A 13,696-nucleotide genomic window follows, 5' to 3' on the forward strand; every position below is an offset into this window, starting at 1 on the left:
GCGCAGTTCCACGAGCGCTTCGACCTGCTGCTGACGCCGCCGCTGCCGCCAGAGTTGCTTGCCGAACCGCCGCCCGATCCGCCGCTGCCGGAGTTCCCATCTCCGCCGCTGGAGCCGTCGCTGCCGTTGCGGCCATTGCCTCCGAAGCTCGCATCGCTACTCGGCCCTCCAGACGACAAGGCTCCCGTCGTCTGTGGCGGGCAGGCCCAGAGTTGATTGCCGTCCTGCTGGACCAGTGTGCATGCGGAGTTGGGAGCGCGCGTGCGCCTGCCATTGGACGAAACCGCGCTGTAGTATTGGATGTTGCCGGCCGCTGCGCCCTGAGGCGCCGGTGCCGGGCTGCCGATCGAAGCGGTCGTCAGCGGCGGGCAGGTCCAGAGCAGGTCGCGCTCATACTGCACGATCACGCAGTCGCGGCTCGGCGCCCGCGTTCTGCGGCCGTTCGCGGACAGGGCGTTGTAGTAGCGTACCCCGCCGGCGTCCGCCATCGTGGGTCCCGCTCCGGACGGCGCTACTGCGTTGTGGCGGAACGGGTTGCCGCGCGCCGCCGGATTGCATTCCCACAGCCAGCTGTTTCTGATGAGCTTGCGTTCGCAGGCGCTATGCGGCTGCGGTGTCGGAGTGCCGTCGATCTTGAAGCCCTCATGATACTCTGGCCAGGGGCTGATCGCCTGGGCGTAAGCAAAGGTTGATGTGGTGACGAAAAGTCCTGCAATGAGGATCTTGCCGTTCAAATGTCGCATGACATCCCTCCCGACTGAGAGGTCTATCGGCCGCCCAGTGCAAAATTTTACTTCGGCACGGTCGAGGATATACTCGGAGGATGGCCATGCCGACTACTTGATCAGTAGCGCATTGGTCTGAGTTGATCTTGTTCTATTCAAGTGAAGGGCCTAGGTCGCGCGTATTAACCCGATCGGGCTATTGCTCGGCTTGGCGCTGGGAACGGAGGCCGGCGATGATGACATGCTGGAAATGCGCGCTGGCGGCGCTGGCCGTATCGTTGTTTGCACTCCCGACGCTCGCCCAGATCGGTACGCCGGGCAATGCCCCGCTGGCGCCGGGTGGCCCGCGCCAGGGCCTCGGGCCGCCCTCGATCTTCGATCATCAGCCCGATATCAGGCTGCATGCGCCGGGCCCGGGCGGCCTGCCCGGCGCCGGCCCGCCGGTCGACTATGGCGGCACGCCGCGCGGCGCGCCGCGCTCGCAGAATCCGATCTACATGCCACGCTACGGGGCGGTCGATGATCCCTCGCCCCGGCGAGCCGTTGTCGCCTATTGCAAGACCCCGCGCCGGGCCTGCGCGGCCCCGAGCCGGGCCCGGCCCGGGGCGGCCTGCTCCTGCCGCCTGCCGAACGGGACGCGGCTGCGCGGGCGGGTCGCCCGCTGATGCGGTCGGCTAGGCCGTCAGCGCCGGGCCACGGCCCTGACCAAGCCGCTCTTGCCGCCGCCGCAATAGAAGCGGTCGCCGCCGGCCTCGAGCCCTGAGACGAAGACGCCTTGCGGCATGTGCACGCTGTTCAGCACCTTGCCGCTTTCGGGATCGACCTGGCGGAGCTCGCTCTCCTCGTCCTCCCAGGTCGCATGCCAGAGCTCCCCATCGCTCCAGGTCACGCCGGTGACGAAGCGGTTCGACTGCAGCGTGCGCAATACCTTGCCGGTCTCGGGATCGATCTGGTGGATCTGGCGCTCGCGATAATGCCCGACCCAGAGCGTGCCTTCGGCCCAGGCGAGGCCGGAATCGGCACCGCCGGCCGGCGCGGGAATGGTCGAGAGCACCTTTCCGGTGTCCGGATCGACCTTCTGGATGCGGTCCTCGGCGATCTGGTAGAGGTGCTTACCGTCGAAGGCGGTGCCGGCATGGGCGGGGACGTCGAGGCTGCGCATGGTGTCGCCGCTCTCCGGATCGAGCGCGTTGAGCTTGTCGCCCGAGGCGAACCAGACGTTCTTGCCGTCATAGCTGACGCCATGCACGGCCTCGACGCCGGGGAAGGGGCCGTATTCACGGATGATCGTGGCTGTCCTGGTCATGGGATGATCTCCTCTGTTCGGTTGGACCGACACAGGGTCTAGCCATCCGGCAGCGGAGCCGGGAGTAACAAGGCTGTCGGGAAACCGGGCACCGGCGGCGTCAGCCAGCGCCGCGCCCGCGCCTGGCCGAAGGACTGGATCTTGCCGGCCGCGGCCAGCGCCTCGAGCGCGCGCTGCATGTTGCGCTGGCTGGTGCCGAGCGCCAGCGCCAGCGCCGAGCTCGACCAGGCCTCGCCATCGGCCAGCAGGGCGAGCACGTCGGCATGCGCCTCCTCCAGCGGCTGCGCCAGCACCGCGACCTCGCGCGCCCGGTGCGGCTTCAGGGCAAAGCCGCGCTGGGTCGCGTTGATCTCCGCGATCCCGTGCAGTTCGGCGCGCAGCCGCCCGATCTCGACCCGCAGGCGGGCGCGATGCGACTCATCGGCCTCCTTCGCCCGGAAGGCGCGCTTCAGCAGTTCCTCGCGCGAGGCATCCGCCGGCCAGGCTTCGGCGAGCGTGCGCGCGAGCGAAAACAGCACGGGCCGCGTCGCCAGCGGCACGGCGGTGCCGGCCTCTCGCACCATATTGCGGCAGGCATCGACGACGAAGGCGCCGGAGCCGAGCAGCGCCGCGACCTCGCCCAGCATCAGCGGGCGTTCCGCGCCTCGGTTGATCAATCGCGCTGCCGGCGCTGCCAGCACCTTAGCTGCCGCGTCGACCTCCACCGCGAGCGCGGGAATGCGGGCGCGCCCTGCCGCCTCTTTCGCTTTCGCGAAAGCCGCCCGGGCAGGCTCTGCCTGCAGCCGGCGCAAGGCGATGCCGCCGATGGCGAGCGCCCGCGCCGCCTCCAGCGCCGGCGGCAACGGCTTCCCGTCGAAGCCGGCGAGCAATCGCTCGGCCTCGCCTAGCCGGCCGATCAGCAGCAGCCGGCGCAGCTCGATCGTGCGGGCATGGGCGGCGTTGAGCCGGTCGCCATGGGCCTCCAGCGTCGTGCGCGCCGCATCGAGCGCCTTCACCGGCCAGGACAAATCGCGCGAGACCAGAGCGATCTCGGCCTCGGCGAGGATGCAGCGCGCCCGCGCCACCGGCTGCTTCACGCCAAAACCCTGGCCGGCGCGCTTGAGCAGGACCTTCGCTCTGGCGAGGTCGCCGAGCTGCGCCATGGCGATGCCGCGCAGCGCCAGCGCCGGCGCATCCTCGCGCAGCGCGACGCGGTTGAGCGCGCCGAACGGATCGCCCGCCGCCAATGCTCTCCCGGCTGCCGTGATCAGCGAATCCATGCCGCCCGAAATCCCGCCAAACTTGTCACTCCCGCTCCCGGTCGCCCCAAGCCTACCCCTGTTTCCGACGCCGCATCGCGAAACGGCGAGCGGCGAATGTCAACCGATGACAGGAGCAAGCATCATGACGGCTCACCTCACTGGAACGCGCGAGGAGTGGCTCAAGGCCCGGCTGGACTTGCTCGCGGCCGAGAAGGCATTGACGCATCAGAGCGATGCCGTGGCGCGGCAGCGCCAGGCTCTGCCCTGGGTCAAGATCGACAAGGATTACCGCTTCGTCACCGAGGCGGGCGAGGTTGGTCTCGCCGATCTCTTCGCCGGGCGCTCGCAGCTGCTGGTCTACCACTTCATGTTCGGCCCGGATTTCTCCGCCGGCTGCCCGTCCTGCTCGCTGATCGCCGACGGCTTCAACGGCATCCATGTCCATCTCGCCAACCATGACGTAACGCTGGCGGCGGTGTCGCTGGCCTCGCTCGACAAGCTCGTCGCCTTCAAGCGGCGTATGGGCTGGAGCTTTCCCTGGGCCTCTTCGGCGACGAGCGATTTCAACTTCGACTTCAGCGCCTCCTTCACCGAGGAGCAGGAGCGGCGGGGCGCGGTCGACTACAATTTCCAGCGCGAGCCGCAGATGGACTGGAGCAGCAACGGCGTCGTCTCCGGGCTCGCCGTGCAGAGCGGCACGACTCCGGGTGGTTACATGCGCGAGCGGCCAGGGGTGAGCGCCTTCATCCGCGAGGACGGCGCGATCTATCACACCTACTCCAGCTATGCCCGCGGCATGGACGCGATCTGGAGCATGTATCCCTGGCTCGACCGCGCGCCGAAGGGACGCAACGAGCCGACCGGGCCCTGGTGGCGTCTGCGCGACGCCTATGAGGCGCCGGCAGCCGGCAAGGTCCAGTCATGCTGTGCCTGAGCGCCAGGGCGCATGCTGATCGCGGAGCGCCGGATATTCCATCCGGCGTCTCCGTCGCCGATGCAGGCCGCGTCTTTCGCGCCGTCTGCATCCTGCTGTTCATCGCCAGCGCGAGCGCGACCATCCTGATCTGCCGCGCCATGGCCGATATGGGCGAGGTGCCGATGGCCGGTGGCTGGTCGATGTCGACGGCCTGGACGCCACTCTGCGGCGGCTCCTGGGCCGCTGCCATCGGGGCCTTCCTCGGCATGTGGGCCACGATGATGATGGCGATGATGCTGCCTTCGCTGACGCCTGTGCTCCGCAGGATACACGAGGATGCCGCGATAGCCGGCGACGCCCGGCCGGCTCTGTTCACCGCTCTGGCCGGCCTCTTCTATTTCATGGTCTGGACCGCATTCGGCCTGGTGGTCTTCATCGGCGGTGCGACGCTGCTCGAAGCCGCGCTGCGCTGGCCTCAGCTGGCCCGTGCCGTACCGTTCGCCACGGGCCTCGCGATCATCGCGGCCGGCCTCTTTCAGATGTCGCGCTGGAAGCTGGCGTTGCTCGGCCAGTGCCGACAGGTGAACTCACGCGGCGTCGGCTCGGCAGCCGCGGCCGGGCATGGGCTTCGGCTCGGCCTCGCCTGTTGCGCCTCCTGTGCCGGGCTGACCGTGCTGCTGCTCGTCGGCGGCGTGATGGACCTGCGCGCCATGGCCGTCGTCGCGTTGGCGATCACCGCCGAGCGGCTTGGCTCGGCCGGCGAACGCATCGCCGGCGCCTCCGGCAGCCTGATGCTGGGGGCGGGCGTTGTCCAGCTGACGCAGGCATTCTGGCTGCTCTGAGCCGCGTCGGAGTGCGGCCGCCATGCCTGCCATGCATTTTTGCATCTGCACAGAAACGCGCCACGCAGTGCCGCGGCGCCTCGCTCTGGCCTATACAGGTCGCAGGCGACCCGCGGATTGGGTCGCACGCAAAGATTGTATGATCTACGAGGAGACGCACATGACGCTCAAAGCCCGATTCCTGATGGGAGCGGCCTTCGCCACGGCAGTGCTCGCAGGTGCGCCGGCGCGCGCCGACATCACCATCGGCCTGCTCGCGCCGCTGACCGGCGCCGTCGCCGCCTATGGCGACCAGGTCAAGAACGGCGCCCAGGCCGCCGTCGACGCGATCAACAAGAAGGGCGGCATCGGCGGCGAGAAGGTCGTCCTGAAGCTCGCCGACGATGCCGGCGATCCCAAGCAGGGCGTCTCGGCCGCCAACCTCCTGGTCGGCGACAAGGTCCGCTTCGTCGTGGGCCCGGTGACCTCCGGCGTCGCCATGGCCGCTTCCGACGTCTTCGCCGAGAGCGGCGTGCTGATGGTGACGCCGACCGCGACCTCGCCGGCCTTGACCAGCCGCGGCCTTTCCAACGTCTTCCGCACCTGCGGCCGCGACGACCAGCAGGCCGAAGTCGCCGCCAGCTATGTGCTGAAGAACCTGAAGGGCAAGAAGGTCGCCATCGTCCACGACAAGGGCACCTATGGCAAAGGCCTCGCCGATTCCTTCAAGAAGGGCATCAATGCCGGCGGTATCACCGAGGTCGCCTATCTCACCGTGAACCCGGGCGACAAGGATCTCGCGGCGGTGATCACCCGGCTGAAGTCGGGCGGCGCCGAGCTGATCTATTTCGGCGGCTATCACCCGGAAGGCGGCCTGCTCGCCCGCCAGCTGCACGATGCCGGCGTCAATGCGACGATCATCGGCGGCGAGGGCCTCTCTAACACCGAACTCTGGGCGATCGGCGGCGACACCGCGGCCGGCACGCTCTTCACCAACGCGACCGACGCGCTGAAGAACCCGGCCTCGGCCGAGGCGGTGGCGGTGCTGAAGGAGAAGGGCATCCCGCCGGAGGCCTTCACGCTCAACGCCTATGCCGCCGTCGAGGTGCTGAAGGCCGGCATCGAGAAGGCCGGCAAGGACGCCAAGGCCGATGCGGTCGCCAAGGCCTTGAAGGCCGGTCTCGAGGTCAAGACCGCGATCGGCACGCTGACCTATGGCAAGACCGGCGACCTGAGCTCGCCGAGCTTCTCCATGTACAAGTGGGAAGCCGGCAAGATCGTCGCTGCCGACTGACGAACGCGCCTCTCAAGGCGAGGGGAGGGCCTGCGGCATGCCGCAGGCCCTTATTCGTGACGCTTAGCGCTGGGCCACTCACCTGAACGCGCCGTTCGGGAACCGTTCAGGCGCCGGGTCGTTCAGTCCGGCGACCGAACTGGAACTGCCCGCAAATGCCAGTCACTGAAGCCTTCGCTGCCGAGCCTCTCGCTAAGCCGTCCCTGATCGCGATTCGGCGGGAAGCGGACGGCTATGGCATCCGCTTCGGCCTCAGCGAGGCCGAGGATGCGCGGATGCCGGGCCCGATCTTCGCGACACTGGATGAGGCAATGGCGTGGATCGAGTGTATCGACCGTGCCGGCGGCCATTGAGGCGGCCTGATCGGGACGATTTGCCCGATGCCTGTCGATCGCGCGTTCTGACGGCTTGTCAAAGCGGGTCGCGATCGGGCATAGAGCCTTCCAACGGAGACGTGGCCGAGAGGCTGAAGGCACTCGTTTGCTAAATGAGCATACCCCACAAGGGTATCGAGGGTTCGAATCCCTCCGTCTCCGCCACTCTTTTTCACGTAAGTAGCTGATATTATTCGATTTTCTGTCGCGCGCTTCTAGCGGAACCCTAAGTTTCACCCTAAGCCTTGCTGAGCGCTACAGCGCCGGCGGCGGACGAACCCCGTCAAAATTCTGTATCACAAAATAAATCGCTGTGTAGTCAGCGTTTTCGACGTGGTGAAGGCTCTATCGATACGTCTTCGCGCTAGGGTCGGACAATTTGTCCGGCCGATCGGTGTCTGATTAGATAACAAGACGGACAAGTTGTCCGATTTTATTTTCAGAAAAATCTATAGCAGTGCCTACTTGACACGGGATGGTCCATTGTTGAATCTCTATCAAGAAAGTTGATATTGAGGGATTCTGCGATGGATACTGACAGTCGACCTGCCGCATTCACCGTCAAGGGACTGCAGACTTATCTCAGCCTCTCCCGAACGACGATCTATCGGATGATCAAATCAAATGAGATCACGCCCGTGAGAGTGGGCGGCCGCGTGCTGTTCAGACGCGCAGACGCGGATGCACTGCTCGGCCTAAAGCCCGCGACTCAGTCGTCCGCTCGTTCCGTCTTTGACTGAAGCGGGGCGGCACGATGTACACTGCCAGCCTGATTGCCTTGCTCGAAACTGCGGAAACCCGGACGCCGTCAAAGCGCGGCAGCGTGGCAGTTGCCGCTCGTGTCGAGCGTGCTCGCGCGTCGTGGGGTGCCTGACGATGGCCCTTCCTGAACCAGCGCATGCAAAGAAGCCCAACCCTCGCGCAGGCATCATGCTCGGGCCGAGCCCGCTCACTGATCCGCCGGCGGGCTCCAGGCTGAAGTTTCTGGCGACTCATCTCCGGCCAACCCCCGCCGACGATGAAGCCTATTGGCAAGCTCTGGACTCTGACGGCCGCCGCCTCTCCGTGGCTTTGCAAATCCATGACGATCCTCGCATCTGGACACTGCCGTTCGCCAAGTATCGGGATTATGTGCTGATCCCGGGGTTGGAACGTCTCGGGATGCCGCCGGCGCCGCGGCCGCAATGGCTCGAAATCGTCATCGATGAACTGGCGTCGTTCCTCCAGGCACAAGACCGCGCCGCACACCCCCAGAAACCCGGCAAAAAGGGGCGTCCGAAGCCAGACGAGAGCATCAAGAACATCGTCTTCGGCGCGTTCACGCTAATGCAAATTCGGTGGCCAGGTGCATCCGACACGGCGCTGTTCGCCAAAACCGAGGAGTATCTAGGCCCCGGCGTGCTCGCCGATGTGGTGCGGCGGGTCGTGACGGGTCTGCGGAGCGCAACACGAGCTCGGGAGTTGAACGTCGCCGTGCTGAATCTCGCCGGGGTCGGTACGGCGAAGCTGCTTGACGAAATCGAGCGCGAGCGTCCCTGGAAGCGCAGCCGCCGTGCCCAACATGGCGTCCGCGAAAATGCCCCGTAAGGCGCTCCCCTGTTTCCGCGCAACCTGGTCGGGCAGGATCGTCCTCTCGCACGGAATAGAGGGGCGGTGATGATCTCAACCGGACCTACCCAAAGCGGCGCGTCGTCGTTGCTGCTTACCGTTGCCGCTGAGCGTGCAGGCCGAAGCTACGGTTGGGCTTACGCCTGCGCAAAAGGCGGCCGCCTTGAACTCGTCTCCAATTCGCGCCCGCTGTCGGTTACCGCCGATAGCTTTGACCGTCTCCTTTTCACGATCAAGCGCCAGCGACTTGGCCAAGCGTTCTCCAAGCCGCGGCAGAAGAAAAGACCGCATCTGAGGCTCGTAGTCGACAATACCTGAAATAGAAGGGCCGGCTGCGTCTTGACCACGCGCCGGCCCGAAAGGCATGTCAAATGAACTCTCATAATATACCCGTCACCGGATCAGTTGTCCAGTCTCGACAGTTCGGTGATTTGGTTTCCCCGCATAAGCTCTCAACTGACGCGAAGGCGCCGGACGCTAGAGCCGTCCGAGTAGCTGCGAAGGTGAATCCCTTCCGCGAATGGCACGATGCCGGCTACCGCGAGCTGATCCCGATCGTTCCGCCCGGCGCGGCTCTGCATCCGAAATCGCATTACTCTAAGGCGCCCGCCAACTCCATCGGCAAGCAGCCCGGCATCCCTTGGGACGGCGGCCTGTGGGGTACGCTGAAGGGCTGGTCAACCATCCAGGCCGACGACGAGGCGCTCGACGCCTGGGGCGCCTGCGGGGCGTCCGTGGGTCTGCGCTGCGGTGAGGTCGTGACGATCGACATCGACGCCATGGATCTCGCACAAGCCGAACAGATCGAACGGATCGCAATCGAGATGCTGGGACCGGCACCGGTTCGCATCGGCCAGGCACCGAAGCGCGCCTTGCTGTACCGGGGCGTGGGTGAACTGAAATTCCCCAAGGTCCGTTTCCTTGGGGCTAGTGGCGCGATCGAACAGATCGAGATGCCCAAGCAGCTCGTGATCGACGGTGTCCACGCCAAGACGGGGAAGCCCTACCAGTGGCCTCGAGGGCGCCCCTCGTTCGATAAGCTGTCCTTGGTCGATCAGGGGACGTTGGACACGTTCAGGGGACGTGTCCGGTCGCTCTTGCCGCCCGTCGGCAGTGATAGCGCAGCCAGCGTGGACCGCGACAAGGTCGACCAGACCGGGCTGCGTGGTGATGCTGCCCTGATAGAACGGGCGGTTGCCGCCATCCCGAACAAGCACGCACTCTTCGACTACGACGGCTGGGTCAAGATCGCGGCTGCACTACGCGCGGCCCTACCGGACGACTACGAGACCGGGCTGCGCATCTTCGAAGAGTTCAGCGAGCGCACCGATCTGTTGGAGCCGGAAGAGGACGCCGCACGCGTGTTCGGGTCGGTCAATCCCCCCTTTGCCGTGGGTGCCGGTTACTTGCTCGATCTGGCTGCCAAGCACTCGTCAACCGGCAGCGCGATCAAGGCCGAGCTCTGGCTGGATTCGCAAGGTAGCGACGCACCGCTCTTTCCTGAAACATCTGGTGGCACTGTTCCGGCTGGCCACTTGCCGGAGCCGATCGACATTTTTGGCGACGCCTCGCCCGCGGAACTAGGCAGGCTACCGTCAAACTCCGTACCGAGCGCCGTGCTTCCTTGGATCGCGAGCGAGGCGAGGCGAAAAGGCGTACCGGAAGCCTTTGCGGCTGCTTGCGCCGTGGGAGCTGTTTCCGCGGCTATTGGAAACTCACTTCGAATTCAGGTGCGCCAGCACGATACCGAGTGGACGGAGCCCGCAAGCTTGTGGATCTGCCTTGTCGGCGAACCTGGTAGTGGCAAGTCGCCCATCATCTCTGAAGCGCTTCGACCACTGCGGGATCAGGATCGCGATTGGGCACAGGTCGATATGCCACGGCACGCGCGATGGCTTGAGACGAAGCGCAAGCCACCCGGCGGCATTCCTCTGCCCGAGCCTTCAATCCGTCGCGCGGTCGTCGACGACGTCACGCTCGAGAAGCAGATCAAAATCCACGCCGACAACCCCCGTGGCATCCTGCGAGCACCGGATGAATTGGTGTCCCTGCTCGGCGCGTTGGGCGCCTACAAGAAAGATGGGTCTGCTGACCGCGGACAAATGCTGCGCTTCTTTGACGGCGGAAGCATCACCGTCGATCGCGTCTCGTCTGCTCCGGTCCGGGCTGACTGCGCACTCATGAGCCTGCTGGCCGGAACCCAACCAGAGAAAATCGCGAAGCTAACTAGCGACCTAGGCGCCGACGGGATGCTCCAACGCTTCCTGTTTTTCCGTCACGACGGATCTCGGCGCACTGGCGCCGATGAGGCTCCCGATCGCGAGGCTCAGGAGGCCTACAGGCGCCTTGTCCGAGGATTGGCGTCAGCGCCTGCCGGATGCCACATCCTGCGGATGACGCCTGAGGCGCAGGCCGTCTTTCGCGCCTCCACTGGCATTATCAAGACGCAGGCTGAGCTCCCTGGCGCCTCCTCAGCTTGGCGCGGCCATGTCGAGAAATGGGAGAAAATCCTGGCGCGCCTCACGCTGTGCTTCCATGCGGTCGAAATGCTCGCTGCATTCGGCGAGGTATTTCCCGAGATGCGGATCGACCCGGAGACGGTCACGCGGGCCTCAAACTTCGCCAGGCTCTCAATCCGGCACGGCTTGCGCTTTTACGAGGAATTCTTCGGCGCCGCGGCCGCGGCGAGCGAAGCCAGGGAAATCGCCGGTTACCTCCTCACCAAGCCCGAGCTCAACGAATTGAACCGTCGCACAATCTACGACGCGAGGAAGAACCTGCGTGGCGATGAAAACCGGAGGCTTCTGCAGGCGGTCATGCGCGAGCTGGAAGAGGCCGGGTGGTGCCTGAGCACGGGACGGGACAGCGATGGCCCGGCACGCTGGATCATCAATCCCCTCGTCCGTGAGCGGTTTAGCGAGCGTGCGAAGCGGGAGGCTTCGGAGCGAGCGGCCCGCCGAGAGCGTATTCGGGAAGCATCGGAGCTGCGCCGAAATTGGACGGATACGGACAATGTGTCCGGAGGAGCTGCAAAATGAGCGTTGGCCCGGCCATTCCGTATCCCGAAATCGCTGATTTGCGGAAACTGCGGCTTGCGTGTGCGAGAGGTAGAATCATTCTTCTTCCTTCTTCTTATATTAAGCCCGGGGATTGGCAGCTTTCGCTGTCTTCGCGCGCACACAAGCCGCAGTTTCCGCAAATCTCTAGTGGCACGGTGCAATGGGGTAGGCCGACGATGCCGAGCCGGTGCATTACGTCACGGGGCCTTGGCGCGAAATGAGCCGGCGGAGAAGACCCCAGGCCAACGGTCCGACGACTTGGCAGCGCTCAGCAGAGTTCCGCGAGATTGCCCGCGCTGCAGCACGCAAGCAAAACCACCGTGCCAAGTCCGAGCCGCTCTGCGGAGCGGCGAAGCGCGATGGGGAGCCCTGCCGCAACCTCGCAATGAAGAACGGCCGCTGTCGGATTCATGGTGGCACGACCCCCGCCGCCGACAACTGGCACGTGGTCCGATGGCCAGATCCGAATTCGCCTGGCGCGAACGAGAAGCTCCACCGAAAACTGAAAGATCGAGAGCGGCGGGAGGCCCAGCGAGCGGCCCGGATCGCGGCCATGACGCCTGAAGAGCGAGCGAAACATGAGCGCTGGCATCGAACGCACCAGCCGGGCAGCGCAGCGGCCAGGCGTCGCGAAAAGATCCTGCGCCAACAGAACCGGGCCGTGTTGGGCATCTTTCCGGAGCCGAGCGAGGAACCACCCTTGTCTCCCGAGTCGATCGCACTGCGGGAACGCGTGCGCCAGCTTGAGGAAACTGCAGCAGCAATGAGGGCCGACCTTGCCGAGATGGAAGCCCGCGCGCAGCCGCCGGATGATCCTCCTCAGCTTCCAGATTGCGTACCAAATGCTTTTGGAAATTCGGAGGCTGATCCAGAGATCTCCTCCGATCCTATTGGAGTGTTCGCATGACCGACCACATCACAGACGCTGAGCTCGTCGAAGTCGACGATGATGACTTCCTAAAGCACGTCCGGACGGTTGGCATCCGGGCAGCCTACGACGCAGCGCTTGCGATGGTACGCGATCCAAAAACGCCAGCAGGCGCACGTGTCACGGCCGCCAGGTGGATCGCGGATATTGCCGGATATCTGGGCGGCGCCGGAGACGAAGGCGCCAGTAAGGAGCTGCACGAGATGACCGGCGACGAACTGCGGGCGCACACGACCAAGCTGGAAGCCCAGGCCGCAGCCATGCGCCAGGGGATGGCCGGACGAAAATCGGCCTCCGCCTCAGTCTCCGTCTTTGACTGATGGTCGGTTAGGGCGCCGCTTTACGTTTCCCAGCTTCATCTGGAGCCAGGCCTCCCGCGCGCGTATCGCAGCCGCTGCAAACGAGGCTTTCTCCGCTGCTAGCCTTCTCGCTTCCACAATCTCCGATGTAGGCGCCTCGGCCGCATTCGCAGAACGCGTTTCGTCAGCGATATAGGCAAGCAGATCGTCTCGATCGATTAGGGGCGGCCGCCCGGGTATATAGGCTAGCCGCCCGTCCAAACGCAGGCGTTGGACCTTCTTGGTCGAACACCGCAGGTAGGCCGCGACCTCACGCTCCGTCATCATCATGTGAACCTCCCGTGCCAAAAAATCCAACATTCAACGAAAGATTGACCGAGTAATTTGTGATTCGCAAGTAAATATGAGTAGTGTCCTGTTTGTCCGTTTAGACCGTTTTGTATAGATGGGCAGGACGGACAAGATATTTCTTGACGATGTCGTTTACCACAGCGTAATTTTCTCGTGGAAGTTAGCGCACCGGCGCGATATAGGTAATGGGCTTACTTGATATGCCCGGAGTCTCGGCGTGTATGTCCAGGGTGTGAGCCTAAAGACGCTGAGGCCGACGTAGCCGGTGTTCTAGCTCCGGGTGATCAATCGCCGCCTAGAACGCGGCAGTGGAGCTACAGCCATGAGCAACGTTTACGATCAGGAACTGTCGATGTTTCAACGGATCGCTGAGGATCTGAACAACCCAAGCATCTCGCCAAGGAAAAGGGAACGATTTCGCGACGAGATGATAGCTTTCGGTCTGATGTGTACGACTGACGTTGCCGATTTTGCGGCGAGTGAGGCGGCGAAAATCGCAGCGCTCAAAGTGGACCCTGTAGGATTCGACCCTAACGCAGAGCCCGTTCCTGTAGTGGGGGCGCCGGAAGCTCGTCTGTGGGCTCGGTCCGACGGTAAGTACGATCTCGCGCTTTGTGATCTCGGCGGCGAGTTCGCCGACAAGGTCATCGATCTGTACGAAGACTATTTGGACGCCGAAGCGGCAAATTCTGAGCTTGAAGCTGCCGAGTGAGACGCTGGCTTCCTATACAAGATTGGCAACACGGCGCCCTCGGGCGCCGTTTTCATGTGCTT

Annotated in this window: 14 protein-coding genes, 1 tRNA gene and 2 pseudogenes; 13 read left to right on the plus strand and 4 right to left on the minus strand. The window is 64.6% G+C overall.

The window, feature by feature from the left end:
• A pseudogene (locus tag ACQKLX_RS09925) lies at positions 1–743 on the minus strand (hypothetical protein); the annotation flags it as partial.
• Between the two features lie 215 nt (positions 744–958).
• On the opposite strand from ACQKLX_RS09925, the gene ACQKLX_RS09930 reads away from it, so the two are divergent.
• Positions 959–1,390: a hypothetical protein gene (locus ACQKLX_RS09930; protein ID WP_427361420.1), complete on the plus strand. Its 432-nt coding sequence runs from the start codon at positions 959–961 to the stop codon at positions 1,388–1,390.
• Positions 1,391–1,407: 17 nt separating this feature from the next.
• On the opposite strand, the gene ACQKLX_RS09935 is transcribed toward ACQKLX_RS09930, so the two are convergent.
• Together ACQKLX_RS09935 and ACQKLX_RS09940 are read right to left on the minus strand one after the other, a co-directional pair.
• Positions 1,408–2,031 carry a Vgb family protein gene (locus ACQKLX_RS09935; RefSeq protein ID WP_427361421.1) on the minus strand — a complete coding sequence of 208 codons (624 nt, stop codon included), beginning with the start codon at positions 2,029–2,031 and terminating at the stop codon, positions 1,408–1,410.
• 38 nt (positions 2,032–2,069) lie between these two features.
• Complete coding sequence (locus tag ACQKLX_RS09940; RefSeq protein ID WP_427361422.1) at positions 2,070–3,290, minus strand: helix-turn-helix domain-containing protein; 1,221 nt, start codon at positions 3,288–3,290, stop codon at positions 2,070–2,072.
• A 124-nt stretch (positions 3,291–3,414) separates the two neighbouring features.
• Between ACQKLX_RS09940 and ACQKLX_RS09945 the strand changes: the two genes are divergently transcribed.
• The 11 genes and pseudogenes from ACQKLX_RS09945 (at position 3,415) to ACQKLX_RS09995 (ending at position 12,592) form a co-directional block, all read left to right on the plus strand.
• A complete protein-coding gene (locus ACQKLX_RS09945) occupies positions 3,415–4,206 on the plus strand; it encodes a DUF899 domain-containing protein (protein WP_427361423.1) in 792 nt (263 codons plus the stop codon).
• Positions 4,194–5,030 carry a DUF2182 domain-containing protein gene (locus ACQKLX_RS09950; protein WP_427361424.1) on the plus strand — a complete coding sequence of 279 codons (837 nt, stop codon included), beginning with the start codon at positions 4,194–4,196 and terminating at the stop codon, positions 5,028–5,030. The genes ACQKLX_RS09945 and ACQKLX_RS09950 overlap by 13 nt, the downstream gene beginning before the upstream one ends.
• Positions 5,031–5,190: 160 nt before the next feature.
• Complete coding sequence (locus ACQKLX_RS09955; RefSeq protein ID WP_427361425.1) at positions 5,191–6,303, plus strand: branched-chain amino acid ABC transporter substrate-binding protein; 1,113 nt, start codon at positions 5,191–5,193, stop codon at positions 6,301–6,303.
• A 155-nt stretch (positions 6,304–6,458) separates the two neighbouring features.
• Entirely contained in the window at positions 6,459–6,656 is a 198-nt protein-coding gene (locus ACQKLX_RS09960) for a hypothetical protein (RefSeq protein ID WP_427361426.1), read from the plus strand.
• A gap of 95 nt (positions 6,657–6,751) precedes the next feature.
• Positions 6,752–6,842 (plus strand) — tRNA-Ser (locus tag ACQKLX_RS09965).
• A 362-nt stretch (positions 6,843–7,204) separates the two neighbouring features.
• Positions 7,205–7,417: a helix-turn-helix domain-containing protein gene (locus ACQKLX_RS09970; protein WP_427361427.1), complete on the plus strand. Its 213-nt coding sequence runs from the start codon at positions 7,205–7,207 to the stop codon at positions 7,415–7,417.
• 136 nt (positions 7,418–7,553) lie between these two features.
• Positions 7,554–8,264 carry a hypothetical protein gene (locus tag ACQKLX_RS09975; RefSeq protein ID WP_427361428.1) on the plus strand — a complete coding sequence of 237 codons (711 nt, stop codon included), beginning with the start codon at positions 7,554–7,556 and terminating at the stop codon, positions 8,262–8,264.
• Between the two features lie 524 nt (positions 8,265–8,788).
• Positions 8,789–11,323: a DUF3987 domain-containing protein gene (locus tag ACQKLX_RS09980; RefSeq protein WP_427361429.1), complete on the plus strand. Its 2,535-nt coding sequence runs from the start codon at positions 8,789–8,791 to the stop codon at positions 11,321–11,323.
• 238 nt (positions 11,324–11,561) lie between these two features.
• Positions 11,562–11,756: pseudogene (locus ACQKLX_RS09985) on the plus strand (HGGxSTG domain-containing protein); the annotation flags it as partial.
• Positions 11,757–11,897: 141 nt separating this feature from the next.
• On the plus strand, positions 11,898–12,251 hold the full coding sequence (locus tag ACQKLX_RS09990; RefSeq protein ID WP_427361688.1) for a hypothetical protein: 354 nt from the start codon (positions 11,898–11,900) through the stop codon (positions 12,249–12,251).
• Positions 12,248–12,592 (plus strand): hypothetical protein, encoded by a 345-nt coding sequence (locus tag ACQKLX_RS09995; RefSeq protein WP_427361430.1) that lies wholly within the window; start codon positions 12,248–12,250, stop codon positions 12,590–12,592. The genes ACQKLX_RS09990 and ACQKLX_RS09995 overlap by 4 nt, the downstream gene beginning before the upstream one ends.
• Here the strand turns inward: ACQKLX_RS09995 and ACQKLX_RS10000 are convergent.
• Positions 12,572–12,931, minus strand: coding sequence for a helix-turn-helix domain-containing protein (locus tag ACQKLX_RS10000; RefSeq protein ID WP_427361431.1), 360 nt, complete (start codon positions 12,929–12,931; stop codon positions 12,572–12,574). The two genes, ACQKLX_RS09995 and ACQKLX_RS10000, sit on opposite strands and share 21 nt — an antisense overlap.
• A gap of 313 nt (positions 12,932–13,244) precedes the next feature.
• On the opposite strand from ACQKLX_RS10000, the gene ACQKLX_RS10005 reads away from it, so the two are divergent.
• Positions 13,245–13,634 (plus strand): hypothetical protein, encoded by a 390-nt coding sequence (locus ACQKLX_RS10005; protein ID WP_427361432.1) that lies wholly within the window; start codon positions 13,245–13,247, stop codon positions 13,632–13,634.
• Positions 13,635–13,696 lie beyond the last annotated feature (62 nt).

The organism is Allobosea sp. NPDC003192, assembly GCF_050275675.1.
GTDB lineage: Bacteria > Pseudomonadota > Alphaproteobacteria > Rhizobiales > Beijerinckiaceae > Allobosea.

What these genes read in the sequence shown, in the direction of transcription:
- ACQKLX_RS09950 (WP_427361424.1), top strand. Translation starts at nt 4,194, where the DNA reads ATGCTGTGCCTGAGCGCCAGGGCGCATGCTGATCGCGGAGCGCCGGAT.
- ACQKLX_RS09990 (WP_427361688.1), top strand. Translation starts at nt 11,898, where the DNA reads ATGACGCCTGAAGAGCGAGCGAAACATGAGCGCTGGCATCGAACGCAC.
- ACQKLX_RS09955 (WP_427361425.1), top strand. Translation starts at nt 5,191, where the DNA reads ATGACGCTCAAAGCCCGATTCCTGATGGGAGCGGCCTTCGCCACGGCA.
- ACQKLX_RS09970 (WP_427361427.1), top strand. Translation starts at nt 7,205, where the DNA reads ATGGATACTGACAGTCGACCTGCCGCATTCACCGTCAAGGGACTGCAG.
- ACQKLX_RS09940 (WP_427361422.1), bottom strand. Translation starts at nt 3,290, where the DNA reads ATGGATTCGCTGATCACGGCAGCCGGGAGAGCATTGGCGGCGGGCGAT.
- ACQKLX_RS10000 (WP_427361431.1), bottom strand. Translation starts at nt 12,931, where the DNA reads ATGTTGGATTTTTTGGCACGGGAGGTTCACATGATGATGACGGAGCGT.
- ACQKLX_RS09995 (WP_427361430.1), top strand. Translation starts at nt 12,248, where the DNA reads ATGACCGACCACATCACAGACGCTGAGCTCGTCGAAGTCGACGATGAT.
- ACQKLX_RS10005 (WP_427361432.1), top strand. Translation starts at nt 13,245, where the DNA reads ATGAGCAACGTTTACGATCAGGAACTGTCGATGTTTCAACGGATCGCT.
- ACQKLX_RS09960 (WP_427361426.1), top strand. Translation starts at nt 6,459, where the DNA reads ATGCCAGTCACTGAAGCCTTCGCTGCCGAGCCTCTCGCTAAGCCGTCC.
- ACQKLX_RS09945 (WP_427361423.1), top strand. Translation starts at nt 3,415, where the DNA reads ATGACGGCTCACCTCACTGGAACGCGCGAGGAGTGGCTCAAGGCCCGG.
- ACQKLX_RS09975 (WP_427361428.1), top strand. Translation starts at nt 7,554, where the DNA reads ATGGCCCTTCCTGAACCAGCGCATGCAAAGAAGCCCAACCCTCGCGCA.
- ACQKLX_RS09935 (WP_427361421.1), bottom strand. Translation starts at nt 2,031, where the DNA reads ATGACCAGGACAGCCACGATCATCCGTGAATACGGCCCCTTCCCCGGC.
- ACQKLX_RS09930 (WP_427361420.1), top strand. Translation starts at nt 959, where the DNA reads ATGATGACATGCTGGAAATGCGCGCTGGCGGCGCTGGCCGTATCGTTG.